Source organism: Plantibacter sp. M259 (assembly GCF_006065115.1).
Classification (GTDB): domain Bacteria; phylum Actinomycetota; class Actinomycetes; order Actinomycetales; family Microbacteriaceae; genus Plantibacter; species Plantibacter auratus.
On the sequence record NZ_CP040750.1, the window covers coordinates 388091 to 410024 of the forward strand.

Genomic DNA, 21934 nt, shown 5'->3' on the forward strand with positions numbered 1-21934 from the left:
CCGCCAATAGGCTGACGCCATGGACTTCGCATTCCTCGCCGTCGTCGCGGTGGTGACCATCGTCGCGGTGGCCCGCTTCGCGAACAAGCTGCGCGTGGCAGCCCCGCTCATCCTCGTCCTGGTCGGGCTCGCCCTCAGCTATCTGCCGTTCGTGCCGGACGTCGAGGTCAAGCCGGAGTGGATCCTCGCCGGCGTGCTGCCACCGCTCCTCTATTCGGCCGCCGTCAACGTGCCCCTGGTCGACTTCCGCCGCAACCTCAAAGCGATCTCCGGGCTCTCGGTCGTCCTCGTCGTCGTGTCGTCGGTCCTCATCGGCTGGATCCTGTCGACGATCCTCCCCGACCTGAGCCTGGCCGCCGGCATCGCCCTCGGCGCCGTCGTCAGCCCGACCGACGCGGTCGCCGCGACCTCCATCGGCAAGCGGCTGGGCATGCCGTCGCGCCTCGTGAGCGTCCTCGAGGGCGAGAGCCTCGTGAACGACGCCTCGGCCCTCGTCCTCCTGCGCTCCGCCATCGCCGCGACCGCCGGCACGGTCTCGTTGTGGGGCGTCCTGGGCGACTTCGCCTACGCCGTGGCGCTCGCGATCGCGATCGGGATCGTCGTCGGGTTCATCACGGTCCGGATCCGGTCCCGCTTGGGCGACCCCGTCCTGACGACGGTCATCTCCTTCGCCGTGCCGTTCATCGCGTATCTGCCCGCCGAGCACTTCCACGCATCGGGCGTCCTGTCGGTCGTCGTCGCCGGACTGTACACCGGGCATCAGAGCGCCAAGTACTTCACCGCCCAGGACCGCATCAGCGAGCGCATCAACTGGCGGACGACGCAGTTCCTCCTCGAGAACGGGGTGTTCCTGCTCATGGGGCTCGAGCTCGAGGCCATCGTCTCGCAGGTGGAGCAGGACGACCTCGGCATCTGGTCGTCGATCGGCCTCGGGTTGCTGACCGCCATCACCCTCATCGTCGTCCGCATCGTGTTCGTCGGCGTCCTCGTCTGGTCGTTGCGACGCGACGAACGGGAGGCCCTTGCCCGGCGGCCGAGACTGGAGCAGGTCTCCGCACGCCTCGAGGAGCATCCGACGGAGAACGCGCGTTCGGCCAAGCGCAAGGCCGCCTTCTCGAGGTCGATCGCCCGGCGGAGCGCCGACCTGGACTTCCTGCAACGCGAGGGACTCGGGTGGCGGGGTGGCGCGGTGCTCGCCTGGGCGGGGATGCGCGGCGTCGTCACGATCGCCGCCGCGCAGTCGCTCCCGCTCGACACCCCGTATCGGGCGGAGTTGGTGCTCATCGCGTTCACGGTCGCGATCGTCACCCTCCTGCTCCAGGGCGGTTCCCTCCCGCTCGTCATCCGGCTGACCCGGGTCGGCGGGACGGACGAGCAGGCGGCGATGGCGGAACTGGCCGGGCTCGTCGAGGAGATCTCGACCGTCGGTGTGGCCGCCCTCGACGACCCGCAGCTGCGAACGGACGGCGGGGAGCCGTTCGACTCCGCGGTCGTCGACCGGGTACGCACGAGCAGCCTCATCCGCGTCGAGTCGGCGGCGGAACGCACCGATGCCGGCGTGGGTCCGCACGAGCAGTTCCGACAGCTGCGACGCCGAGTGCTCGACGCCGAACGCGATGCGCTCCTCGATGCGCGGGCGACCGGCAGCTACTCCTCCGAGGTGCTGGCGAAGGCGCAGCGGATGCTGGACGTCGAGGAGTCACGCCTCGACGGCGCCGGCTGATGCGGTCGGTCCGTCGTCAGGCGCTCTCGTGGGTGGCCTGGGTGGCCCGCAGCGACGCCAGGACCTGGTTCTTCAGGTCTTCGGGTGCCGTCTCCTTGCACGCCCGCTGCACGGCCTCGGTCAGGGTCTGGGCGACGAGCGCCTCGTTCTGACACTCCGGGCAGTTCGCGAGGTGCTCGCGGATGTCGGCCGCTTCGGTCGTGCACACCTCGTGACGGAGGTACTCCTCGAGGTCCTTCTTGGCCTTGTCGCAGCCGCAGTCGCTCATTTCTTGCTCCCCTGCTTCGTCACGGTGAACCCCCGGGACTCGGCGTAGTCGGCCAACAGGTCGCGCAGGAGTCGTCGGCCACGGTGCAGACGACTCATCACGGTCCCGATGGGCGTTTTCATGATGTCGGCGATCTCCTGGTAGGCGAAGCCCTCCACGTCGGCGAGGTACACCGCGAGGCGGAAGTCCTCCGGGATGGCCTGCAACGCGTTCTTCACGTCGCTGTCCGGCAGGTGATCGATCGCTTCGGCCTCGGCGGAGCGGCTGGAGGTGGCGCTGATCGACTCGGCGCCGCCCAACTGCCAGTCCTCGAGGTCGTCGATGGTGCCCTGGTACGGCTCGCGCTGCTTCTTCCGATACGTGTTGATGTACGTGTTCGTGAGGATGCGGTAGAGCCACGCCTTGAGGTTGGTGCCCTGTTCGAACTGCGCGAACGCGGCGAAGGCCTTCACGAACGTCTCCTGGACGAGGTCCTGAGCGTCCGACGGGTTCTTCGTCATGCGCATGGCAGCGCCGTACAACTGATCGATGAACGGCAGTGCCTGTGCTTCGAACAGTGATCGGGGGTCCGGCTCGGCCGGAAGGGCTTCTGGGTCGACGGAGGTCATCACCGGCCAGTCTACGGCCAGCGCCAGACGGCCGTGATCGGCCTCCGTCACCGGTCGTTCCAGTACCGCTGTGGACATCCGCTCCTCCTTCTGCTCTCGACCCCGACTACTGTTGGAACCAATGTTGACCAATCCGTATTCCGCACCAGATTTCGACGTGTACGGCGATGCCGAGCCCGAGCACGACGACGCAGCCTGGCCGGCGCCCGTCGCGGGCGGTCCGGTCGATGCGACCGTCTCGCTCCCGGGCTCGAAGTCGCTCACGAACCGCGAGCTCGTCCTGGCCGCTCTGGCCGACGGGCCCTCCCTCCTGCGCGCCCCGCTCCACTCGATGGACAGCGCCAACATGGTCGAGGCGCTGCGCGCACTCGGGACCACCATCGTCGAGCGACCGGCGTCGGGCGCGTTCGGCAAGGACTGGCTCGTCACGCCGGGCGAGCTGTTCGGCAGCACGACCGTCGAGTGCGGGCTCGCCGGCACCGTCATGCGGTTCGTCCCGCCGCTGGCCGCCCTCGCGCTCGGGCCGACCGTGTTCGACGCCGACCCTTCGGCCAGGAACCGGCCGATGGCCACCATGATCGGCTCGCTCCAGGCGCTCGGCGTCGACATCAGCGACGACGGCCGGAAGGCGCTCCCCTTCACGGTGCACGGCACGGGCACGGTGACGGGTGGCAAGCTCACGATCGACGCGTCGTCGTCGAGCCAGTTCGTGTCCGGCCTCCTGCTGGCCGCAGCCCGCTTCGAGCAGGGCCTCCACCTCGTCCACGAGGGCGAGCGTCTGCCGAGCCTGCCGCACATCGAGATGACCATCGCAGCCCTCGCGGCCCGCGGGGTCACCGTGGAACAGCCCTCCGTCGGTGAGTGGGTCGTCGCCCCCGGCACGATCGCCGCGCTCGACGTCGACCTCGAGCCCGACCTCTCCAACGCCGCACCGTTCCTCGCAGCGGCGCTCGTCACCGGCGGAAGCGTCACGCTCCGCGGCTGGCCCACCTCCACCACCCAGGTCGGTGCCGACCTGGCGGACCTCCTGCCCCGCTTCGGCGCGACGGTCACCCTGGACGGCGATCGCCTCACCGTCACCGGCGGCGAGCGGATCACCGCGGTCGACCTCGACCTGACCACCGGCGGTGAGCTCGCGCCCGCCCTCACCGCGCTCGCGGCACTCGCGGACGGACCGTCGACCATCACAGGCATCGGGCACATCCGTCACCACGAGACCGACCGCCTCGCGGCCCTCGCGACGGAGATCAACAAGCTCGGTGGTGCTGTCACGGAGCTGCCGGACGGTCTCCGCATCGAGCCGCGCCCCCTCCACGGCGGCGAGTGGTCGAGCTACCACGACCACCGCATGGCGACCACGGGAGCGATCCTCGGTCTCGTCGTGCCCGGGGTCACCATCGAGAACGTCGCCACGACCGCGAAGACGCTCCCACAGTTCACCGAACTGTGGCACGCGATGCTCGGGGGCTGAGCCGATGAGCTGGTGGGACGACGGCGTCGACGACGACGAGCCGGAACTCGACGAGTCGAGCATCAGGATGCGGCCGAACCCGAAGGCGAACCGCCCACGGACGAAGACGCGGCCCGAGCACCTCGATGCGCTGACCGCCCGCGTCCTCGCGGTCGACCGCGGTCGCTACACCGTGCTCCTCGACGAAGGCACGCCCGAGGAGCGCGTCCTGACGTCGACACGCGCTCGTGAACTCCGCAAGCAGGCCATCGTGACAGGCGACCGGGTCGATGTCGTCGGCGACACCTCGGGTGCCGAGGGCACGCTGTCGCGCATCGTGCGGATCGTGCCGCGCACGACGCTGCTCCGCCGGAGTGGCGACGACACCGACGCCATGGAGCGCGTCGTCGTCGCCAACGCCGATCAGATGCTCATCGTCGTGGCTGCGGCGAACCCCGAACCACGGGCCCGCCTCGTCGACCGCTACCTCGTCGCCGCCTACGACGCGGGGATCACCCCGATCCTCTGCATCACGAAGACGGACCTCCAGGACCCCGACGAGTTCCTCGCGAACTTCGCCGGGCTCGGCCTGCGCGTGTTCCGCAGCCGGGAGGACGACGTCCCCTGGCCGAGATCACCGAGGCCCTCATCGGCCATGACACGGTCTTCGTCGGCCACTCGGGCGTCGGCAAGTCCACCCTCGTGAACGCCCTCGTCCCGACCGCTGAGCGCGCCACAGGGCATGTGAACGTCGTCACCGGGCGTGGCCGCCACACCTCCTCGTCGACCGTCTCGCTGCGCATCGAGGCGCCCGGAGGATCCGGGTGGGTCATCGACACCCCGGGCGTCCGCTCGTTCGGTCTCGGACACGTCGACACCGCCAACATCCTGAAGTCGTTCACCGACCTCGCCGAGATCGCGCTCGAGTGCCCACGCGGCTGCACCCATCTGCCCGACGCCCCCGACTGCGCGATCATCGAGGCCGTCGCCGAGGGACGGCTCGGAGAGAACGGCCCCGCACGCCTCGACTCGCTCCAGCGGCTGCTGGGGACCTTCGCGACGATCAAAGCCGACCAGTACTCCTGACTAGGCTTGGGGTATGCCTGAACCCCTCCGTCTGTCCGCCGGCGACCCGGCCCCCGCGTTCACCCTCACCGACCAGGACGGCACCAGCGTGTCCCTGTCCGACTTCGCCGGACGACGGGTGATCCTCTACTTCTACCCCGCCGCGATGACGCCCGGCTGCACCACCCAGGCGTGCGACTTCCGCGACAACCTCGCATCGCTCGGCGGTGCCGGGTACGTGGTGCTCGGCGTCTCGAAGGACTCCGTCGAGAAGCTCAAGGCCTTCCAGGAGGAGGACGGGCTCACGTTCCCGCTCCTCAGCGACCCGGAGCTGACGGTCCACCAGGCGTACGGAGCCTACGGTGAGAAGAACTCGTACGGACGCATCGTCACGGGGGTCCTCCGCTCGACGTTCGTCATCGACGAGACGGGCACCCTCACCCTCGCCCGGTACAACGTCAAGGCCACCGGCCACGTGAAGAGCCTCCGCAAGGCCCTCGGCCTCGACGCCTGACGCGTCGCTGCTGGACCATCACGACCGACGCGTCGCGCTCAGATCTCGCGTCGGGTCACGGCGGCGACCGCCGGCGTGAACAGGAGACCGAGGACGGCCAGCGACGGCAACAGCAGGAACCACCCGATCGCGGGTTGCGCGAAGGCCCCCTGGAACGCGCCGACGGCGACGGCGATCTGCACGAGCTGCCAGGTGACCGCTCCCCCGCGGATCCAGCTCCGTCCGCGGATCGCGCCGAGGGCGAGCGCCGTGACGAACGCCGTGGCGATGAGCAGGATGACGAAGATCGCCAGTGCGCTCGTGAACGAGGCCGGCGTCGCCGCGACCAGCTCGAAGAGGAACCACGCCGAGAGCCCGATCATGAGCAGCGCCTCTGCGACGAGCAGGACGATGAAGGCCAGCACCGCGGGCTGACGATGCCTCCCTGGGTTCGGAGCGGAGGCGGCGTTTCGATCGGTACTCACAGGGTTCACCCAAACTTGACTATTGATTTGCTCTTACCGATATGAAACCATGTTTGAGGCCGACATGAGGTCCACGAGGGTGTGGACAGATCCCGAATCCCGGACGATCATCCCCCTCGCATTTCGGCTTTCGCTTCCCGAGACCCCTCACTCGGTTGAAGAAATCTCACCATGCAATAAAAGGAGCTCCCCTATGGATTGGCGCGATAAAGCTGCCTGCCTGACCGTCGACCCGGAATTGTTCTTCCCGGTCGGGAACACCGGTCCGGCGGTCGATCAGATCGACAAGGCGAAGGCCGTGTGCGCCACCTGCAGTGTCACGGAGCTGTGCCTCCAGTACGCGCTCGAGACCGGCCAGGACTCCGGTGTGTGGGGCGGCCTCAGCGAAGACGAGCGTCGCGCCCTCAAGCGTCGCGCGGCTCGCGCACGCCGCGCCTCCTAGTCGCAGACGAGAACCCCGGGTGCCGAACGGCCCCGGGGTTCTCGCATGTCTGCGGCCGTTCGCGACGGCCCAGGACCTCAGCTCTTGGCGACCCAGCGCATCGGGATCGCGATCGTGACCTCGGTTCCGCTCCCCATGAGCGTGTGCCAGTCGATCGTCCCGCCCAGTTCACCCTGGATGAGCGTCCGCACGATCTGGGTGCCGAGACCTGACCCGACCTTCCCCTCCGGGAGCCCCACGCCGTTGTCGCGGACCTGCACGCTCAGCAGCTCGTCCGTGCGGTCGGCCGTGATCTCCACGTCGCCGTCGCGGCCATTGAGGCCGTGCTCCACCGCGTTGGTGACGAGTTCGGTGAGCGCGAGGGCGAGTGGCGTCGCGTACTCGCTCGGGAGCACGCCGAACGATCCGGAGGACTTCGGGCGGACCGTGGTGTTGTGCGAGCTCGCCACTTCGGCGATGAGCAGGAGCACGCGCTCGAAGACCTCGTCGAAGTCGACGTTCTGATTGAGCCCCTCGGACAGCGTGTCGTGTACGACCGCGATGGCGGCCACGCGTCGCATGGCCTGCGTGAGGGCGTCGTGGGCGTCCTCCGAGTGCGTCCGCCTGGCCTGGATCCGCAGGAGCGACGCGACCGTCTGGAGGTTGTTCTTCACCCGGTGGTGGATCTCGCGGATCGTCGCGTCCTTGGTGATGAGTTCCTGCTCCTGGTGACGCAGTTCGCTGACGTCGCGGCAGAGCACGATCGCGCCGACCCGCTCGCCGCGGCTCCGCAACGGGATCGCCCGGAGGGAGACCGTCACGCCCTTGTCCTCGATGTCGGTCCGCCACGGCGCCCGACCGGTGACGACGAGTGGCAGGGACTCGTCGACGGTGACGGTCCCCGTCCCGGAGAGCAGATGGGTCGTGACGTCCGCGAGCGACTCGCCCTCGAGTTCCTCGGCGAATCCGATCCGATTGAAGGCCGAGAGCGCGTTGGGGCTGGCGAAGGTGACGGTACCGTCGACATCGAGACGGATCAGGCCGTCGCTCGCGCGCGGCGCGCCCCGGCGCGGTCCGGTCGGCGCTCCGAGATCCGGGAAGTCGCCAACCGCGATCATCTCGAACAGGTCGCTCGCGCAGTCGTTGAAGGTGAGTTCCTGGCGGCTGGGCGTGCGAGCCTCACCGAGATTGGTGTGGCGGGTGATGACTGCGATCGGTCCGTCGGCATTGGTCGTCTCGGTCGGAGATATCCGGCGGGCGACGGGTACGGCCCGAACCCTGGTCGGGGTCTCCTCATACCAGTCCGGTGCGGACGACTCGATGATCCGTCCGCTCTCGAAACAGTCGGTGACCTGCTTGCGCCATTCCTGCTTGATGGATTGACCCACGAAGTCGCGATAGAAGAGTGTCGCGGCACTCGACGGACGTGAATGCGCGACCGCTATGAAACTGCCGGAATCGGTCGGTACCCAGATGACGATATCGGCGAACGCCAGATCCGCGAGGAGTTGGCTGTCCGCGAGCAGCATGTGCAGCCACTCCACGTCGGCCGCACTGGAGCGGCCCTGGGCGAGAACGAGATCACTGAGCGTCGACACGATTCCAGTCTAGGCTCGGCCGGCCGACACCGAGTGCGCCGGGCGTGCCCCGACGACCACTGGTAGGGCAGGCATGGAACGGCGACGGCGCTCAGCGGCCCGTGGGGGCCACTGAGCGCCGTCGCCGGACGCGATGCGTCAGTTGGCTGCGCGGTAGGCGTCCTGGACCGCCTGGGGGATGCGTCCGCGCGACGACACGGCGTGCCCGTTCTTCGCGGCCCACTCGCGGATCGCAGCGAGGTTCTCGGCGCTGTTGCGGGTGCTGGTGCTCGAGGTGCGGCGCCCACGCTTGACCGGGCGTCCGGCTCCGATGTAGGGCTTCAGCGACTCGCGGAGGTTCTTCGCATTGTCTGCACCGAGATCGATCTCGTATTCGGTTCCGTCGATCGCGAACCGGACGGTCTCTCCTGCACCGGAAGCGAGTTCACTGCCGTCGAGATCGTCGATGTATGTGGTGATGACTTTCTGAGCCATGGGGGGTCCTCCTGAAGATATCCGTGGTGAGTCCGACGGTTATCCGATCATATCGAAAACCACGAAGCGAATCTGAATACCGACACGATACCGGAGTAATTCATCACCCAACGGATAACGATGCGTCAGAGAAGAATGCAGATGCATATATCGGCGAGCAAATGCATATTCGGTTGATCACCCAATTGTATTGAGTGACTCCGTCGAGACTATTCCGCTCGGCGTGACCGACTCCGCGCACGACGCCCACGTGCTCCACCCGACGAGCGCCGCGAGCGGTCCCGCACCGGCGCCGGCTCCTGGTCGAGGACGGTGGACACGAACCGCCGCAACGCGACGGGAAGCGCCCCGCGCGGGGCCTGGTCGCGGAGGGTCCTCCCCGCGATCACCGCGGCGTCCACCACCCGTTGGTCCTCCGGCAGGAGCGCGGCCGCCTCGATCCCGCCGAAGCGGGAGAGCGTGGACGCCAGCTGACCGGCCGGGCCGGTACCGAGCGCGACGCCACGCAGCCGGTTCACCACCACCGAGATGCGCGACGGGTCGACGAGTTCGACGAGTTCCGCGTGCCCGCGGAGCAGCCTCGTGACCCCGACCGGGTCGGCCGCACCGACCTCCACCACCCGGTCCGCGGAGCCGAGGACGGCGAACGCCGCCCCGTTCCGTCTGGGCGCGAACAGGTCGCTCGAGATCTCCTCGTCCGCCTCCAGGCAGAACGCCGTGTCGATCACGATGTCGTCCATCCACGCCCGGCACCGTTCGATGGTTGTCGCGACGCGCTCCGTCGACAGTTCCGTCCAGCGTGCCGCACGGGAGATGCCGGTCAGGACCCGGAACGCGCCGGACGGCGACGGATGGACGACCGCGATCCGCTCGAGCTGCTCGATGTCGAGCGCCCCACTTCCGGCCAATCGGCAGGCCGCGGCGAACCCGGGCGCCTCGTCGAGAAGGCCGAGCATGGCCGCGACGGATGACCCGTAGGTGTCCGCGTCGATGAGGACGACCCGGCGTCCGCGCGCGGCGAGTTCGCTGGCGATGCCCGCGGCGACGGTGGTCGTGCCGGGCGACCCGGCCGCGCCCCACACCGCGATGACCCGCCCGGCGGCCTGGGCGGCCGGACGAGGGCTGTCGCCGCCGAGGTCGAGCGGCGCGATGCTCCGATCGAGCTCCTCGGGATCGACCGGCAGGAGGACGATGTCGACCAGACCGAGCCCAGCTGCATGGCGTCGTTCGGACTCGCCGGACGCGAGGGCCACGACCCTCGTGCCCACGCGGTCCGCGAGGTCGATGAGTTCGGCGCGTAGGCGGTCGGCCCCGGGTGACACGAGCAGCACGTCGACGGGCGTCCCGGCACCGATGCGCTCGTCGAGTTCGGCGCCGTCGTGACAGCGCCAGGCGACGCGGTGTCCGAGGTCGAGCATCGTCGCGAGGATCTCTCCCTCGACCCGCGGATCGAGGGCGAGTCCGACGCGCAGCATCAGCGTTCGCCGGGCTCGGTGGGGACCACGGACAGGAGGTGCGCCGCCGCCGTCGCCGAGAGCACCGTCGCGACGGCCGAGCGTGGGACCGCGAGCTCGAGCGCGACCGAGCCGCGGCCGGACAGGAGCCCTTCGTCCTCGCCGACCCGGACGACCGTCGCGGCCGAGACCAGCACCTCCGGCACTCCGTACCCGTCGCCGTCCGGCGCGGCCGCCCAGAGGTCGACGACGGTTCCCGGCACGATGTCGGCGCCGAGCCGTCCGGCCGGTTCGACGACGAGCGTGGTCACGCCGACGGCGCTCGCCTCGCCGAGCGCGTCGAGCGGCACGAGCTCCCCCGCAGCGATCGTCCGCGTGACGACGGTTCCCGACGGCGGTGCCGCTCCGGCTCCGAGGTATCCGCTTTCGACCGATCCCAAACGTGCGTCGATCACCTGGAGTGAGGAGCGGTCGAGCCGCGTTCCGGGCGTCAGCGTCTCGGAGGCCGCATACACCGGGGTCGTCCGGCTCGAGGTCGTGACGAGCCACCACACCCCCAGGATCGACGCGACCACCAGCATGAGGCCCACGAGAAAGCGTGGGTCCACCCAGATGCGCGACCGGGACACCTGCCGTCCGCCGACACCATGACGCAGTCCGGTGAGACGGTCGCTCATCCGCTCGCCGCCGTCGCTTCGCGCTCCTCCCGATTCCGATCCGTGTCCCCGCTCGCTTCCCCGCACCGTCTCCTCCTTCATGGGCACCCCGCGCGCCACCTCCGGTCCCATGCTGCCCGGGCTCCGGACATCGCGCCGAAGTTATCCACAGCCCGGCGGACGATGCTCGCGCGAGAGGATAATCGAGGAATGGAATCGCAGCGCGATGCGGCCCCGCTCGGTCGCTTCCTCACCGTCGCCGACACGGCCGAGGTCTTGAACGTCTCGGCCCAGCACGTGGCCGAGCTCATCTCGAGCGGTGAGCTGCCCGCCATCCGGATCGGGCGCAGCGGACCGTGGCGCATCGAGTTCCCGGCACTCGAAGCCTTCATCAGCGGTCAGTACGAAGAGGCACGTCGTGCAGGCCTCTGGCATCAGGCCCAGCTCACTGAACTCGCCGAGTTCTCCGGCGCGCCGATACTCCGGCCCGTGCCACCCCTCGGCTGAGCCCCGACCCTGGCAGGCGCCCGACTCCACGCCTCAGTCAGCCCGCTCGACGATGAGGACCTCCGAAAGCACGACGACGCGGATCTGCTCGACGCTCCGGCTGCGGCGCGGCGACCCCGGCTCGTGGACGGCCAGATCCAGATGGTCGCGGCCCACCCGGTCGATCGTGCCCGCCCAGCTCCCCGTCCGGGTCCGAACGACCACTGCAGCACGGCGCCGGCACAGATCACGGAGCAGGAACGAGACGGTCAGGCGGTCGAGCAGTTGCGGTTCGCGGACCACGACGTCGTCGAGACTCCAATCGATCTGGGTCTGGGTCATGGCGACCGCCGCGATGGCATCGAGCGGGACGACGACCTCCCGGCCGTCCTGGGTACCGGAATCGGCCTGCAACCAGTCCTTCCCGATGCTCCGGACCCGCAGCCGCCAGGTCGTCCCGTCGACGAGTTCGACGACGAGCGGTCCTGGTGCACTGGCATCGGCGCAGAGGGCGACCAGCCGCTCGCGAAGGGTGAGACGCCCACGCCGAAGCCGCTCGGCCTCGATGCGGACGGCGTCGTCGTCGACGGCGAGCTCATCGTCGAGCTGACCGGCGAGATCGTCGAACAGGCTGTCCCAGCGCATACGCCGACGGTAGTGCGCCGAGCGCGGCCGCGTCCTGCGTTCTCCACAGACCTCTGGTCCTCGACACGGGTGAACTGACATGATGAGTGTGACATGTCAGATTCTGGTCGCCCGACTCGCGGCGGCCTCGCACCCCTCGGAGGCCCTATGAGCACCGCTGCCCGGCACGACGACGACGAGCCCGAAGCACGCACGGCTCGCCTCCGGCCGGCGCCTCCGCTCCCCGAGCGACGCACGCCGGAGGTGCGGGCGGCCGCGCGCACCGGTGCGGACGACTACTTCGCGCCCCAACCGGCGCCCCGAGCCGAACTCCCTGATCCGCGACCGCTGCTCGAGAACCTCACACGGAGCGTGATCGAGGTGATCGCCGGAGCCCGGGACCTCACGCAGCTCGCGCGGTGGATCACCGCCGACGTGCACACCGTCCTGCTGAAGCGCGTGATCCTCGCCGAACGGGCACGGCGCGTCCGCGGCGTCCCGGGCACCGTCCCGGTCGTCTCCATCGGCACCGTGACCATCTCCGAGCCACGCGACGGCGTCGTCGAGTCCGTGGTCATCGTCCACGGACGAGCGCGGTCCCGAGCCGTGGCCATCCGCCTGGAGGGCTTGGACGGCCGCTGGCGGGCGACCTCGGTGAGCGTACTCTGACCGCCGCTGCACATCCGCCCGCACCCGACAGACGGGAGCCCTCCGAACCGATGTCACCATGGTCCGGAGGGCTCCCGTTCGTGCCGGCGTGGGCTTACTTCTTCTTGCCCTGCTTGCGACGGTCCGAACGGTTGCTCGGAGCAGCCGCAGGCGCCTCGGACTGCTGACCGAAGGCCCCACGCGACGCCTTCGCGGCCGGGGCGGCCTTCGTGGCGGGAGCCGCATCACCGGCGGGACGGTTCGTCTGCTGGAGACGCTGTGCGCGTTCGGTGGCCGCCTTCTCGATCTGCCCGCGCTGGTTGCGGACCTCGACCCCACCCTGCTCGCTCGGAGCGGAGTAGCTGAGCTTCTCGGTGTCGGGGGTCTCCTGTGTCAGGCCCTTGGCCGTGATCGCCGGTGCAGCGGTGCCCGCATCGACCTCGCCGGCGACCTCGACCTCAAGGTTGAAGAGGAAGCCGACGCTCTCCTCGCGGATCTGTCCCATCATCTGCTGGAACATCGCGTAGCCCTCACGCTGGTACTCGACCAGCGGGTCGCGCTGCGCCATGGCCCGGAGACCGATGCCGTCCTTCAGGTAGTCCATCTCGTACAGGTGGTCGCGCCAGCGGCGGTCGATCACCTGGAGGACGACGCGGCGCTCGAGCTCGCGCATCGCCGGGGCACCGAGCGACTCCTCGCGGTTGGTGTACGCGAGCTTGGCGTCGGAGAGGATCTCGCGGCGCATGAAGTCGCGGTTGATCCGCCCCTTCGTCCCGGCCTCCTGGACGACCTCGTCGATCGTCAGGCCGACGGGGTAGAGCGTCTTCAGTTCGGCCCAGAGTGCATCGAAGTCCCAGTCGTCGCCGTTGCCCTCGCCGGTGTGCTCGTCGAGGACGTCGTCGACCACGCTCTCCAGGAACTGCTGTGCACGATCGTGGAGGTCGTCGCCCTCGAGGATGTGGCGGCGGTCGGAGTAGATCGCCTCACGCTGCCGGTTGAGGACGTCGTCGTACTTGAGCACGTTCTTGCGGATCTCCGCGTTCCGCGCCTCGACCTGCGACTGGGCGCTGCGGATCGCGCGGCTCACGATCTTCGACTCGATCGCGAGGTCGTCCGGCACGTTCTGGCGCCCCATGAGACTCTCCGCGGCTCCGGCGTTGAAGAGGCGCATGAGGTCGTCGGTGAGGGACAGGTAGAACCGGCTCTCACCCGGGTCGCCCTGACGACCGGAGCGACCGCGCAGCTGGTTGTCGATGCGGCGCGACTCGTGGCGCTCGGTACCGAGGACGTAGAGTCCGCCGGCGTCGATGACCTTGTCGGCCTCCTCCTTGACCGCGGCCTTCACCTCGGTGAAGACCTCGTCCCACGCGGCCTCGTACTCCTCGGGGGTGTCGATCGGGCTGAGCCCCTTGGCGTTCATCTCGGCGACGGCGAGGAACTCGGCGTTGCCGCCGAGCATGATGTCGGTTCCACGACCGGCCATGTTGGTGGCGACGGTGACCGAGCCGAGTCGACCGGCCTGGGCGATGATCGCGGCCTCACGCGCGTGGTTCTTCGCGTTGAGGACCTCGTGCTTGACGCCCTTCTTGGCGAGGAGCCTCGAGAGGTACTCGCTCTTCTCGACGCTCGTCGTGCCCACGAGGACCGGCTGGCCCTGCTCGTGGCGCTCGACGATGTCCTCGACGACCTGCGCGAACTTCGCCTCCTCGTTCTTGTAGACGAGGTCGGACTGGTCGATGCGCTGCATCGGGCGGTTGGTCGGGATCGGGACGACGCCGAGCTTGTACGTCGACATGAACTCCGCCGCCTCGGTCTCGGCCGTACCGGTCATGCCGGACAGCTTCTCGTAGAGACGGAAGTAGTTCTGGAGCGTCACGGTCGCGAGGGTCTGGTTCTCGGCCTGGACGGCGACGCCCTCCTTGGCCTCGATCGCCTGGTGGATGCCCTCGTTGTAGCGACGTCCGACCAGGATGCGGCCGGTGTGCTCATCGACGATGAGCACCTCGCCGTTCATCACGACGTAGTCCTTGTCCTTCTTGAAGAGCGCGCGGGCCTTGATGGCGTTGTTCAAGAAGGAGATGAGCGGGGTGTTCGCCGACTCGTAGAGGTTGTCGATGCCGAGGTAGTCCTCGACCTTCTCGATGCCGGGCTCGAGCACGCCGACGGTGCGCTTCTTCTCGTCGACCTCGAAGTCCTCACCGGGCTCGAGTCGCACCGCGAGCCGGGCGAACTCCTGGAACCAGCGGTTCGCCTCGCCGGAGGCCTTCCCGGAGATGATGAGCGGGGTCCGTGCCTCGTCGATGAGGATGGAGTCGACCTCGTCGACCACGGCGAAGAAGTGACCGCGCTGGACCATGTCCTTGGCTTGCCACGCCATGTTGTCGCGGAGGTAGTCGAACCCGAACTGGTTGTTCGTGCCGTAGGTGATGTCAGCCGCGTACTGCTCGCGGCGCTGCTCCGGCGTCTGACCCTCGACGATCACGCCGGTCGTCATGCCGAGCGCACGGAACACACGCCCCATGATCTCCGACTGGTACGACGCGAGGTAGTCGTTCACCGTGACGATGTGCACGCCCTTGCCGGCGATGGCGTTGAGGTAGGCCGGGAGGGTCGCGACGAGCGTCTTGCCCTCACCGGTCTTCATCTCGGCGATGTTGCCGAGATGCAGCGCGGCACCACCCATGATCTGGACGTCGAAGTGGCGCATGCCGATCGTGCGGCGTGCAGCTTCGCGCACCGCGGCGAACGCTTCGGGGAGGAGGTCGTCGAGGGTCTCGCCGTTCTCGAAGCGCTCGCGCAGCTCGACGGTCTCGCTCTTCAGCTCCTCGTCGCTCAACTCCGTGAAGTCGTCCTCGAGGGCATTGACCGCCTTCGTGAGGCTGGTCAGCTTCCGGAGGATGCGACCTTCGCCGACGCGAAGGATCTTCTCAAGTGGTGAGGCCACGAATTGCTCTCCATTACGTGTTCCTGATCTCCGTCCTGGTCGACTGACCGGGACGGACGGGGTGCACCAGAACGGGGCAGTCCTCTGAACATGTTAGCGGGGAGTCCCTTGAGTGGACGCTGTGTATCGAGGGGCGGACGGATGTCGACGGAGCGCCGCCGCAGCGCGGGACGGACGGGTCACTAGGCTGGCGACACCTACGGCGTAGGTATTTCCTGGAGGTTCGATGTCGGTCAAGCACGGTCTGCTCGCGATCCTCGCGCTCGGTGACGACTACGGGTACCGTCTGCGCGGTGAGTTCGACCGGCGGACCACGCCCGACACCCCGCTCAACGTCGGCCAGGCCTATGCGACCCTCGATCGCCTCGAGCGGGACGGGCTCGTCGAGCGCGCCGCCGTGGATGCGCAGGGGCATGTCTTCTACCGCATCACCGCCGACGGACGCGACGTCCTCGAACGCTGGTGGGCGTCACCCGTCACGGCGAGCGCCTCGCGCGACGAGCTCCCGAACAAGGTCGCCCTCGCGGCGTCACTCGACGGCGTCGACGTGTTCGGGGTCATCGCCGTCCAACGCGCGTGGGCGCTTGATCTCGTGCAGCAGCTCGACGAGGCCCTGTCGGCGCTCCCCTCGACGCCGCAGGGTGACATCGCGTGGATCGGGCTCGAAGCCAGACGGCGACGCTCCCTGGCCGAGCTCGACTGGCTCGAGGCGACCTCGGCACGCCTGCGGGTGCACGACGCCGTCTTCGAGGTCGGCACCGACATGCCACGACGCGGCCGCCCGGCGAACCGGGCGACCGCGTCGGTCGGGGTGCAGGACGCTAGTTCGAGCCGTCCTCGAGGCTGATCACGCCGTAGTCCCAGCCTTTGCGGCGGTACACGACGCTCGCCCGCTCCGACGAGGCGTCGATGAACAGGAAGAAGTCGTGGCCGACGAGTTCCATGCGGTCGACGGCGTCCTCGACGCTCATCCACTCCGCTGGGAACTCCTTCGTGCGGATGACGACGGGTGAGTACGCCTCCTGCTCCTCGTCCTCGTGGGTCAGCGTCGCGACGCTGCCGGTCGCGACCTGCTCGAGCAGCTCCGGCGCGGCAGGCGTGATGTCGACGCCGCTGAACCCCTCGCTGCTGGCGGCATGCAGGGAGGTGCGGTGCTTGCCGCGGTGCTCCTTCTTGCGGTCCTTCGAGCGGCGGACGCGCTCCAGCATCCGCGCGATCGCGAGATCGAAGGCCACGTACTTGTCGGAGCCGGTCGACTCCGCACGGACCAACGGGCCGGGGCCGACGAGCGTCAGCTCGACGCGGTCCTCGCCCTTGCGTCCGTTGGCGTCGTGATGGCGGGACACCTTGATGTCGAGCGACTGCGCCTGCTCGACCAGATGGGCGACCTTCTCCGCCTTCTCGGTCGCGTACTCGCGGAACCGATCGGTGATGCCGAGTCCAAGTCCGACGATGTTGATATCCACGTTCGACCTCCTCATCCGGCTGACCACCCGGTCCCGGGCGGTCCTTTCACGCCGTTCTGCAACCGTAGTGCCCGAGCCTGCGGAAGTCATCAGCGGTGTTCAGGGAACGTTCATCTACCGGCTTCGTGACCCGTCGTCCGTTCACGGTCCGACCCTGGCGAGGGCAACGACACCGACCACGAGACCACCGCCGTCGTGCATCGCCCGGACCGCTTCCCCGACGGTGGCGCCCGTCGTGACGACGTCCTCCACAAGCAGGAAGCGGCGCCCGTCGAGCCGCCGTGGCGCGACCAGGGCCCCGGCGAGGTTCTCCAGACGCTCCGCCCGGCCGAAGTCCCGCTGGTCGGCGGGCTCCCGCGCCCACCGCAGCGGGCGCGACGGTCTGGCGCCGAGCCGGCGCACGAGCTGCTCCACCGGGTGGAAGCCCCGATCGCGGGCGGCGCGTCGCCTGGCAGGGATCGTCGCGATCTCCGGTGAGACGCCGCCCATCGCCCGGCTCGTCTCGAGCACGGCGGACCGGAACGCCGGTTCGAGCGCGGCGGCCAGCGGTCGGACGAGGCCGGTCCGGGCATCCTCCTTGTAGGCGAGGAGGACGGCGCCGACGAACTCGTCGTATCGACGGGCGGCGAGACCGGGGGTGCCGTCCGCACCGGTCCACCGCACGAGGTCGGCGTCGTCATCGGAGGCCGCCGGCCGGACCAGACGCCCGTGGCAGTCGTCGCACAGCCCGCGGTCCGGCGCACCGCACCCGGCGCACGTGACCGGGACCAGGAGGGCCCACGCATCCAGGCAGGCTTCACGGGCATGAGCGAGGGGCGCAGGTCGACTCGACGAGGATCGCATCATCCGATGGTCGCGCCCACGCAGCGCGTCCGTAGGTGCACCGTCCGAGACGCAGACGGCTCCGGCACTCCGGACGCGCTGTGGAGCGCGCTCACTCAGTCGGGCGACCCCAGCTGGGTCGCGATGAACCGGACGTCGCCACCCGCCTCCTGCCAGCTCGACCCACGGGGCAACAGCAGCCGACCGTCACTCGTGAGGGCCCGCAGTTGCGTCGGTCCGTTGCCCCCGACCAGGTTCGTGACGTCCGCCAGCTTCGGTACGGGCGCGGAGCGGCCGCCGATCTGCTGCGTGACGATCGTCGTCCCGTCACCGCCGCCCAGCAGGACGGCGACGGTGATGTCGTCGACCCAGGTGACGGTCGTCGCCTCCGTGGACATCACGCGGAGCTCGACGGGGTCGCCGAGTCGCAACGGCGCGTTCCGGTCACCGCGGATGATCGCGGCGGCCACGAGCCGCGACTGCGTCCCGTCCCGGAGCAGCGCGACGAGGCGCGTACCCTCCCGGGACACCTGGATCGAATCGATCGTGGACGCGCCGGTCCAACTCGTCGCGACCTGCACCGTGCCACCCGCGGCGTCGTGCGCGAGCAGCGCGGACGGCGCCGCCGCCGGCACGGTCCAGGTGAAGCCGAACGGGTCCATCGTCGGCGGGAGGAGCCCCTGGCGGTTGTCGACGAGCCGGATGTCGCCGTCGGCCTGGATCACCGTGACACCGGCGGCGGAACGGACCGCTGCCTGGTCATGGTCGGCGGACAACACGGCCGCGTCGGCCCCGGCCGCCACGACCGCCGTCGAGATCCCCGGCACGGCCTCGAGCCGGTTCCCCGACGCGAAGCCGAACTCGTCCCCGCGCTGGACGAGCGCCCGGGGGTCGACCCGCGGTGCGGCCAGCGACAGCGGCGAGACCGTCTGCGTGGAGTTGCCGACGACGGTGATCGCGACGTTCGAGACGGCAGCGACCCCGCCGACGCTGCCCGACAGCTGCACGAGGCTGCTGCTCAGCTGGAGCTGCATCCGCTGGAGGGTGACCGCGTCCGCTTGCAGGGCCGGTTTGGTCAGGTCCACGCGCGCAGTCCCGGCCTCGACCGGAACGGCGTCGCTCGTGAGCGAGGTCCCCTCGGGGAACGCCGTCGCCACCGCGCCCTTCAACCATTCCGCCGGTCCGTCGAGCAACGCCCCGACGATCCTCGTCGCGGTCGACGCCCGCGAGGGGAACCAGCGCTGGTCGGGGACGAGTCGGGTGAAACTCGGGTCGAAATAGCTCAGGGAGTAGGCCGCGAAGACGTCGGCGAACGTCGAGGACTCGAGGACGATGCCCGGCGGAGCGGCCGCGATCCGCCACTCCCCCCGCACCTGCTCGAAGGAGTAGGTCCAGCTCAGCGGCGACGAGTTCCCCGATTCGCGGTACTCACCGCGGTCGTCGACCGCCGCAACGGGACTGACGGTGAGTTGCACCGTGTCGGCGACCGGGGCGAACGTGCGGCCGCCCTGGTCGATGGTCACTCCGGCGTCGGGATCCCAATCGGACCGGAGCGCCGGTGCGAGGAACTCCCGCGCGATCTCGTAGTTGTTCTGCGGGCTCGCGGCGGCGTCGATGAAGCCCCGGAGGATCTGCTCCGGCGTCGCCCCCTCGGCGGGGCCCGGCGCGATGAAGTTCACGTCGACGTCGCCGCCGTCCCCTCGACCGTGCCGCCGTCCTGCACGGAACCGCCCCGCGGGATGCCCACGCAGGCGCTGAGCACCACCACGAGGAGCATCGGCAGTGCCGCCGCAGCGATCCGACGTACTGCGGACCGGCGTCTCGGCGATCGTGCGGGTGCGGGGACGTCAGCCACGAGCATCCTCCTTGTCGTCGTCGGCCGATCGCACGGTCGGGAGTGAGCGCGTCGTCGGCGCGGTGAGCTCGTCGACGATGGACTCGATCGCATCGTCGGGCGGCAGGCTGATGGGCGAGCGGACGATCTCCGTCCCGGGCTCGCGTGGGATGGTGAGGCGGAAGGACGAGCCCGCGGCGGGCTCCGACCAGACCTCCAGCCACCCCTCGTGCAGGACCGCGTCCTCGAGGGAGATCGCGAGTCCGAGCCCGGTGCCGCCGATGGTGCGCTTGCGGGACGGGTCCGCCCGCCAGAAGCGGTCGAACACGCGCTCGGTGGCCTCACGCGTCATGCCCTGGCCGTAGTCGCGCACCGCGATCGCGACCGAGGACTCGTTGCTGTCCACCGACACCACGATCGGTTTGCCCTCGCCGTGCTCGATGGCGTTGCCGACGAGGTTGCGCACGATCCGCCGGATGCGCCGCGGGTCCATCGGGACCGCCGAGTAGCCACCCGGTGCGACGATCCGGAGGTCCGAACCCGTCGGCTCCGCGAGCGGGCGGAGCTCCTCCACGACCTCCTCCGCGAGATGGACGAGACTCGTCGGTTCCAGTTCGAGTTCGATGCTCCCGGCGTCGTACCGGCTGATCTCCAGCAGATCGGCCAGCAGGATCTCGAACCGCCCGACCTGGTCATGGAGGAGCTCGGCTGTCCGCTCGGTGGCCGGTGGGAAGGAGTCGCGCTGGTCGTAGAGCACGTCGCCGGCCAGGCGGATGGTCGTCAGGGGCGTGCGCAGCTCGTGCGAGACGTCCGACACGAACCGCTGCTGCACGAGCGAGAGCTCCGCGAGTTCCTTGATCTGCTTCTGCATGCTGGCGGCCATCCCGTTGAAGGAGCGGGCGAGGATGGCGAGCTCGTCCTCGCCCTTCTCGGGCATCCGCACGTCCAGGTCGCCGCCGGCGAGGCGTTGACTCGTCTCTGCGGCGAACCGGATCGGTGTCGCGACGAAGCGGACGATGAACCACGCGGCACCACCGACGAGGATCATGAGGCCGACGCCCGCGACGAAGAGGGTCCGTTGGACGAAGCCGAGCGTCTGCTCCGATTCGCTCAGGTCGTAGCCGAGGTAGATCTCGTAGGAGCCGGCGGTCGGCATCGAGACCTCCGAGCCGACGACGATGCCGGCCGTCGACGAGCCGTCGGCCGCGGTGAGGGTGACCGACTGCCACTGGAGCGTGTCCGGGTCGGCCCGGACCGCCGCGGTCAGCGCGTCGGAGATGACGCCGCCACCGAGCCCCGGGGACTCGAAGCCCGGCGGTGTGACCTGACTGAAGTCCTGGCCCGGAGCCCGGTAGGCGGCGATGAGGCTGCTGCCGGAGGTCGTCTGGAGATCGGTCCGCACGGTCCCCATGAGCTGCTGCAGGGCGACGCGCTCGCTGGCGTCGGACGCGTCGAGGATGCTCTGCGCGGACGCGATGGCACGACCGGAGCCTCCGAGCGCCTGCTGCAGTCGGGATTGGAAGAGGTCGTTGCCGATGCTGAACGAGAGGTAGGCGCCGGTCAGGAGGATGGCGAGGCCGGAGAGGCCGACCGTGATGGCGACCGTCCGGAACTGCAGCGAGCGCCGCCACTGCGAGCGCACCTGCTGCGGCCATCTCCGCCACAGCCGCCAGTCGGCCGCCCAGCCGGCGAGTCGGGAGGCCATGTCGGATCAGCCGGTGACCGCGCCGGCGCGGTATCCGACGCCACGCACCGTCATGACGATCTTCGGGTTGTCGGGGTCTTCCTCGACCTTGGCGCGGAGCCGCTGCACGTGGACGTTCACGAGCCGGGTGTCGGCCTTGTAGTGGTATCCCCAGACCTGTTCGAGCAACATCTCGCGAGTGAAGACCTGTTGTGGTTTGCTCGCCAGTGCGAGGAGGAGGTCGAACTCCAGCGGCGTGAGCCCGATGACCCCGTCGGCGCGACGGACCTCGTGGCCCGCGACGTCCACGGTGAGGTCGCCGATGCGGAGGGTCTCCGCGAGGTCGGCGGCCGGCGCGCGCAGCCGCGTGCGGATCCGGGCGACGAGCTCCTTCGGGTTGAACGGCTTCACCATGTAGTCGTCGGCGCCGGACTCGAGCCCCTTCACCACGTCCGCGGTGTCGGACTTCGCGGTCAGCATGATGACCGGGACGCCCGACTCCTGCCGGATCAGGCGGCACACCTCGATCCCGTCGATCCCGGGGAGCATGAGGTCGAGGAGGACGAGGTCGGGCTTGGTGTCGCGGAACGCCTGGAGCGCGCCGCCGCCGTCCGCACAGAACGACGGCTCGAAGCCCTCGGTGCGCAGCACGATGCCGATCATCTCGGCGAGTGCGGTGTCGTCGTCGACGACGAGAATGCGTGCGTTCATAGCTCCGTCTCGGGTGTGAC

At 69.4% G+C, this 21934-nt stretch carries 22 protein-coding genes and 1 pseudogene; 8 read left to right on the plus strand and 15 right to left on the minus strand.

Going from position 1 to position 21934, the window contains the following annotated elements; genetic code table 11:
- The first annotated feature begins 19 nt into the window (after positions 1-19).
- The gene (locus FGL15_RS01780; protein WP_085513347.1) at positions 20-1723 is read left to right on the plus strand and encodes a sodium:proton antiporter; all 1704 of its coding nucleotides are present in this window, start codon (positions 20-22) and stop codon (positions 1721-1723) included.
- A 16-nt stretch (positions 1724-1739) separates the two neighbouring features.
- On the opposite strand, the gene FGL15_RS01785 is transcribed toward FGL15_RS01780, so the two are convergent.
- Together FGL15_RS01785 and FGL15_RS01790 are read right to left on the minus strand one after the other, a co-directional pair.
- The gene (locus FGL15_RS01785; RefSeq protein ID WP_079707242.1) at positions 1740-1991 is read right to left on the minus strand and encodes a zf-HC2 domain-containing protein; all 252 of its coding nucleotides are present in this window, start codon (positions 1989-1991) and stop codon (positions 1740-1742) included.
- Complete coding sequence (locus tag FGL15_RS01790) at positions 1988-2677, minus strand: sigma-70 family RNA polymerase sigma factor (RefSeq protein ID WP_079707243.1); 690 nt, start codon at positions 2675-2677, stop codon at positions 1988-1990. The genes FGL15_RS01785 and FGL15_RS01790 overlap by 4 nt, the downstream gene beginning before the upstream one ends.
- A 43-nt stretch (positions 2678-2720) precedes the next feature.
- Between FGL15_RS01790 and aroA the strand changes: the two genes are divergently transcribed.
- From aroA to bcp, 3 genes and pseudogenes are all read left to right on the plus strand, one after another.
- Positions 2721-4070 (plus strand): 3-phosphoshikimate 1-carboxyvinyltransferase, encoded by a 1350-nt coding sequence (gene aroA / locus FGL15_RS01795; RefSeq protein WP_138944721.1) that lies wholly within the window; start codon positions 2721-2723, stop codon positions 4068-4070.
- Positions 4071-4074: 4 nt separating this feature from the next.
- Positions 4075-5135, plus strand: a pseudogene (gene rsgA / locus FGL15_RS01800) (ribosome small subunit-dependent GTPase A).
- Positions 5136-5148: 13 nt separating this feature from the next.
- Positions 5149-5628, plus strand: coding sequence for a thioredoxin-dependent thiol peroxidase (gene bcp, locus FGL15_RS01805; RefSeq protein ID WP_064295245.1), 480 nt, complete (start codon positions 5149-5151; stop codon positions 5626-5628).
- A 38-nt stretch (positions 5629-5666) separates the two neighbouring features.
- Here the strand turns inward: bcp and FGL15_RS01810 are convergent, their stop codons facing one another.
- The gene (locus tag FGL15_RS01810) at positions 5667-6092 is read right to left on the minus strand and encodes a hypothetical protein (RefSeq protein WP_138944722.1); all 426 of its coding nucleotides are present in this window, start codon (positions 6090-6092) and stop codon (positions 5667-5669) included.
- Positions 6093-6285: 193 nt separating this feature from the next.
- Here FGL15_RS01810 and FGL15_RS01815 point away from each other — a divergent pair, with 193 nt between their 5' ends.
- Positions 6286-6534 carry a WhiB family transcriptional regulator gene (locus tag FGL15_RS01815; RefSeq protein ID WP_056012627.1) on the plus strand — a complete coding sequence of 83 codons (249 nt, stop codon included), beginning with the start codon at positions 6286-6288 and terminating at the stop codon, positions 6532-6534.
- A gap of 77 nt (positions 6535-6611) precedes the next feature.
- Here FGL15_RS01815 and FGL15_RS01820 read toward each other — a convergent pair whose 3' ends face one another.
- The 4 genes from FGL15_RS01820 to FGL15_RS01835 all read right to left on the minus strand — a co-directional run bounded on the left by FGL15_RS01820 (position 6612) and on the right by FGL15_RS01835 (position 10716).
- Positions 6612-8111 carry a sensor histidine kinase gene (locus FGL15_RS01820; RefSeq protein WP_079002802.1) on the minus strand — a complete coding sequence of 500 codons (1500 nt, stop codon included), beginning with the start codon at positions 8109-8111 and terminating at the stop codon, positions 6612-6614.
- A 138-nt stretch (positions 8112-8249) separates the two neighbouring features.
- Positions 8250-8585: an Lsr2 family protein gene (locus FGL15_RS01825; RefSeq protein WP_085513359.1), complete on the minus strand. Its 336-nt coding sequence runs from the start codon at positions 8583-8585 to the stop codon at positions 8250-8252.
- A gap of 209 nt (positions 8586-8794) precedes the next feature.
- Positions 8795-10060 (minus strand): P-loop NTPase, encoded by a 1266-nt coding sequence (locus FGL15_RS01830; protein WP_138944723.1) that lies wholly within the window; start codon positions 10058-10060, stop codon positions 8795-8797.
- Positions 10060-10716 carry an SAF domain-containing protein gene (locus FGL15_RS01835; RefSeq protein ID WP_138944724.1) on the minus strand — a complete coding sequence of 219 codons (657 nt, stop codon included), beginning with the start codon at positions 10714-10716 and terminating at the stop codon, positions 10060-10062. Before FGL15_RS01835 ends, FGL15_RS01830 begins: the two co-directional genes overlap by 1 nt.
- Before the next feature lie 189 nt (positions 10717-10905).
- Here FGL15_RS01835 and FGL15_RS01840 point away from each other — a divergent pair, with 189 nt between their 5' ends.
- The gene (locus tag FGL15_RS01840; protein WP_138944725.1) at positions 10906-11202 is read left to right on the plus strand and encodes a helix-turn-helix domain-containing protein; all 297 of its coding nucleotides are present in this window, start codon (positions 10906-10908) and stop codon (positions 11200-11202) included.
- Positions 11203-11235: 33 nt separating this feature from the next.
- On the opposite strand, the gene FGL15_RS01845 is transcribed toward FGL15_RS01840, so the two are convergent.
- The gene (locus FGL15_RS01845) at positions 11236-11826 is read right to left on the minus strand and encodes a hypothetical protein (protein ID WP_138944726.1); all 591 of its coding nucleotides are present in this window, start codon (positions 11824-11826) and stop codon (positions 11236-11238) included.
- Positions 11827-11973: 147 nt separating this feature from the next.
- On the opposite strand from FGL15_RS01845, the gene FGL15_RS01850 reads away from it, so the two are divergent.
- Entirely contained in the window at positions 11974-12474 is a 501-nt protein-coding gene (locus tag FGL15_RS01850) for an Rv3235 family protein (protein WP_240773728.1), read from the plus strand.
- Positions 12475-12568: 94 nt separating this feature from the next.
- Here FGL15_RS01850 and secA read toward each other — a convergent pair whose 3' ends face one another.
- Positions 12569-15397, minus strand: coding sequence for a preprotein translocase subunit SecA (gene secA, locus FGL15_RS01855; RefSeq protein WP_079707252.1), 2829 nt, complete (start codon positions 15395-15397; stop codon positions 12569-12571).
- 226 nt (positions 15398-15623) lie between these two features.
- Between secA and FGL15_RS01860 the strand changes: the two genes are divergently transcribed.
- Positions 15624-16244: a PadR family transcriptional regulator gene (locus FGL15_RS01860; RefSeq protein WP_138944727.1), complete on the plus strand. Its 621-nt coding sequence runs from the start codon at positions 15624-15626 to the stop codon at positions 16242-16244.
- Here FGL15_RS01860 and hpf read toward each other — a convergent pair.
- From hpf to mtrA, 6 genes are all read right to left on the minus strand, one after another.
- The gene (hpf, locus tag FGL15_RS01865; RefSeq protein ID WP_064295235.1) at positions 16219-16863 is read right to left on the minus strand and encodes a ribosome hibernation-promoting factor, HPF/YfiA family; all 645 of its coding nucleotides are present in this window, start codon (positions 16861-16863) and stop codon (positions 16219-16221) included. The genes FGL15_RS01860 and hpf overlap by 26 nt on opposite strands.
- Positions 16864-17004: 141 nt before the next feature.
- Entirely contained in the window at positions 17005-17706 is a 702-nt protein-coding gene (locus tag FGL15_RS01870) for a ComF family protein (RefSeq protein WP_168223273.1), read from the minus strand.
- A 95-nt stretch (positions 17707-17801) separates the two neighbouring features.
- Positions 17802-19364, minus strand: coding sequence for an LpqB family beta-propeller domain-containing protein (locus FGL15_RS01875; protein WP_138944729.1), 1563 nt, complete (start codon positions 19362-19364; stop codon positions 17802-17804).
- On the minus strand, positions 19361-19540 hold the full coding sequence (locus FGL15_RS01880; protein WP_138944730.1) for a hypothetical protein: 180 nt from the start codon (positions 19538-19540) through the stop codon (positions 19361-19363). Before FGL15_RS01880 ends, FGL15_RS01875 begins: the two co-directional genes overlap by 4 nt.
- Positions 19533-21224, minus strand: coding sequence for an MtrAB system histidine kinase MtrB (gene mtrB / locus FGL15_RS01885; protein ID WP_138944731.1), 1692 nt, complete (start codon positions 21222-21224; stop codon positions 19533-19535). Before mtrB ends, FGL15_RS01880 begins: the two co-directional genes overlap by 8 nt.
- Before the next feature lie 6 nt (positions 21225-21230).
- A complete protein-coding gene (gene mtrA, locus FGL15_RS01890; protein ID WP_064295232.1) occupies positions 21231-21914 on the minus strand; it encodes an MtrAB system response regulator MtrA in 684 nt (227 codons plus the stop codon).
- Positions 21915-21934 lie beyond the last annotated feature (20 nt).

Excerpts from the sequence above, each read along its gene's own strand:
- FGL15_RS01780 (WP_085513347.1), top strand. The coding sequence starts at position 20 with ATGGACTTCGCATTCCTCGCCGTCGTCGCGGTGGTGACCATCGTCGCG.
- FGL15_RS01785 (WP_079707242.1), bottom strand. The coding sequence starts at position 1,991 with ATGAGCGACTGCGGCTGCGACAAGGCCAAGAAGGACCTCGAGGAGTAC.
- FGL15_RS01790 (WP_079707243.1), bottom strand. The coding sequence starts at position 2,677 with ATGTCCACAGCGGTACTGGAACGACCGGTGACGGAGGCCGATCACGGC.
- aroA (WP_138944721.1), top strand. The coding sequence starts at position 2,721 with ATGTTGACCAATCCGTATTCCGCACCAGATTTCGACGTGTACGGCGAT.
- bcp (WP_064295245.1), top strand. The coding sequence starts at position 5,149 with ATGCCTGAACCCCTCCGTCTGTCCGCCGGCGACCCGGCCCCCGCGTTC.
- FGL15_RS01815 (WP_056012627.1), top strand. The coding sequence starts at position 6,286 with ATGGATTGGCGCGATAAAGCTGCCTGCCTGACCGTCGACCCGGAATTG.
- FGL15_RS01825 (WP_085513359.1), bottom strand. The coding sequence starts at position 8,585 with ATGGCTCAGAAAGTCATCACCACATACATCGACGATCTCGACGGCAGT.
- FGL15_RS01830 (WP_138944723.1), bottom strand. The coding sequence starts at position 10,060 with ATGCTGCGCGTCGGACTCGCCCTCGATCCGCGGGTCGAGGGAGAGATC.
- FGL15_RS01835 (WP_138944724.1), bottom strand. The coding sequence starts at position 10,716 with ATGAGCGACCGTCTCACCGGACTGCGTCATGGTGTCGGCGGACGGCAG.
- FGL15_RS01840 (WP_138944725.1), top strand. The coding sequence starts at position 10,906 with ATGGAATCGCAGCGCGATGCGGCCCCGCTCGGTCGCTTCCTCACCGTC.
- FGL15_RS01845 (WP_138944726.1), bottom strand. The coding sequence starts at position 11,826 with ATGCGCTGGGACAGCCTGTTCGACGATCTCGCCGGTCAGCTCGACGAT.
- FGL15_RS01850 (WP_240773728.1), top strand. The coding sequence starts at position 11,974 with ATGAGCACCGCTGCCCGGCACGACGACGACGAGCCCGAAGCACGCACG.
- FGL15_RS01860 (WP_138944727.1), top strand. The coding sequence starts at position 15,624 with ATGTCGGTCAAGCACGGTCTGCTCGCGATCCTCGCGCTCGGTGACGAC.
- FGL15_RS01870 (WP_168223273.1), bottom strand. The coding sequence starts at position 17,706 with ATGCGATCCTCGTCGAGTCGACCTGCGCCCCTCGCTCATGCCCGTGAA.
- mtrB (WP_138944731.1), bottom strand. The coding sequence starts at position 21,224 with ATGGCCTCCCGACTCGCCGGCTGGGCGGCCGACTGGCGGCTGTGGCGG.
- mtrA (WP_064295232.1), bottom strand. The coding sequence starts at position 21,914 with ATGAACGCACGCATTCTCGTCGTCGACGACGACACCGCACTCGCCGAG.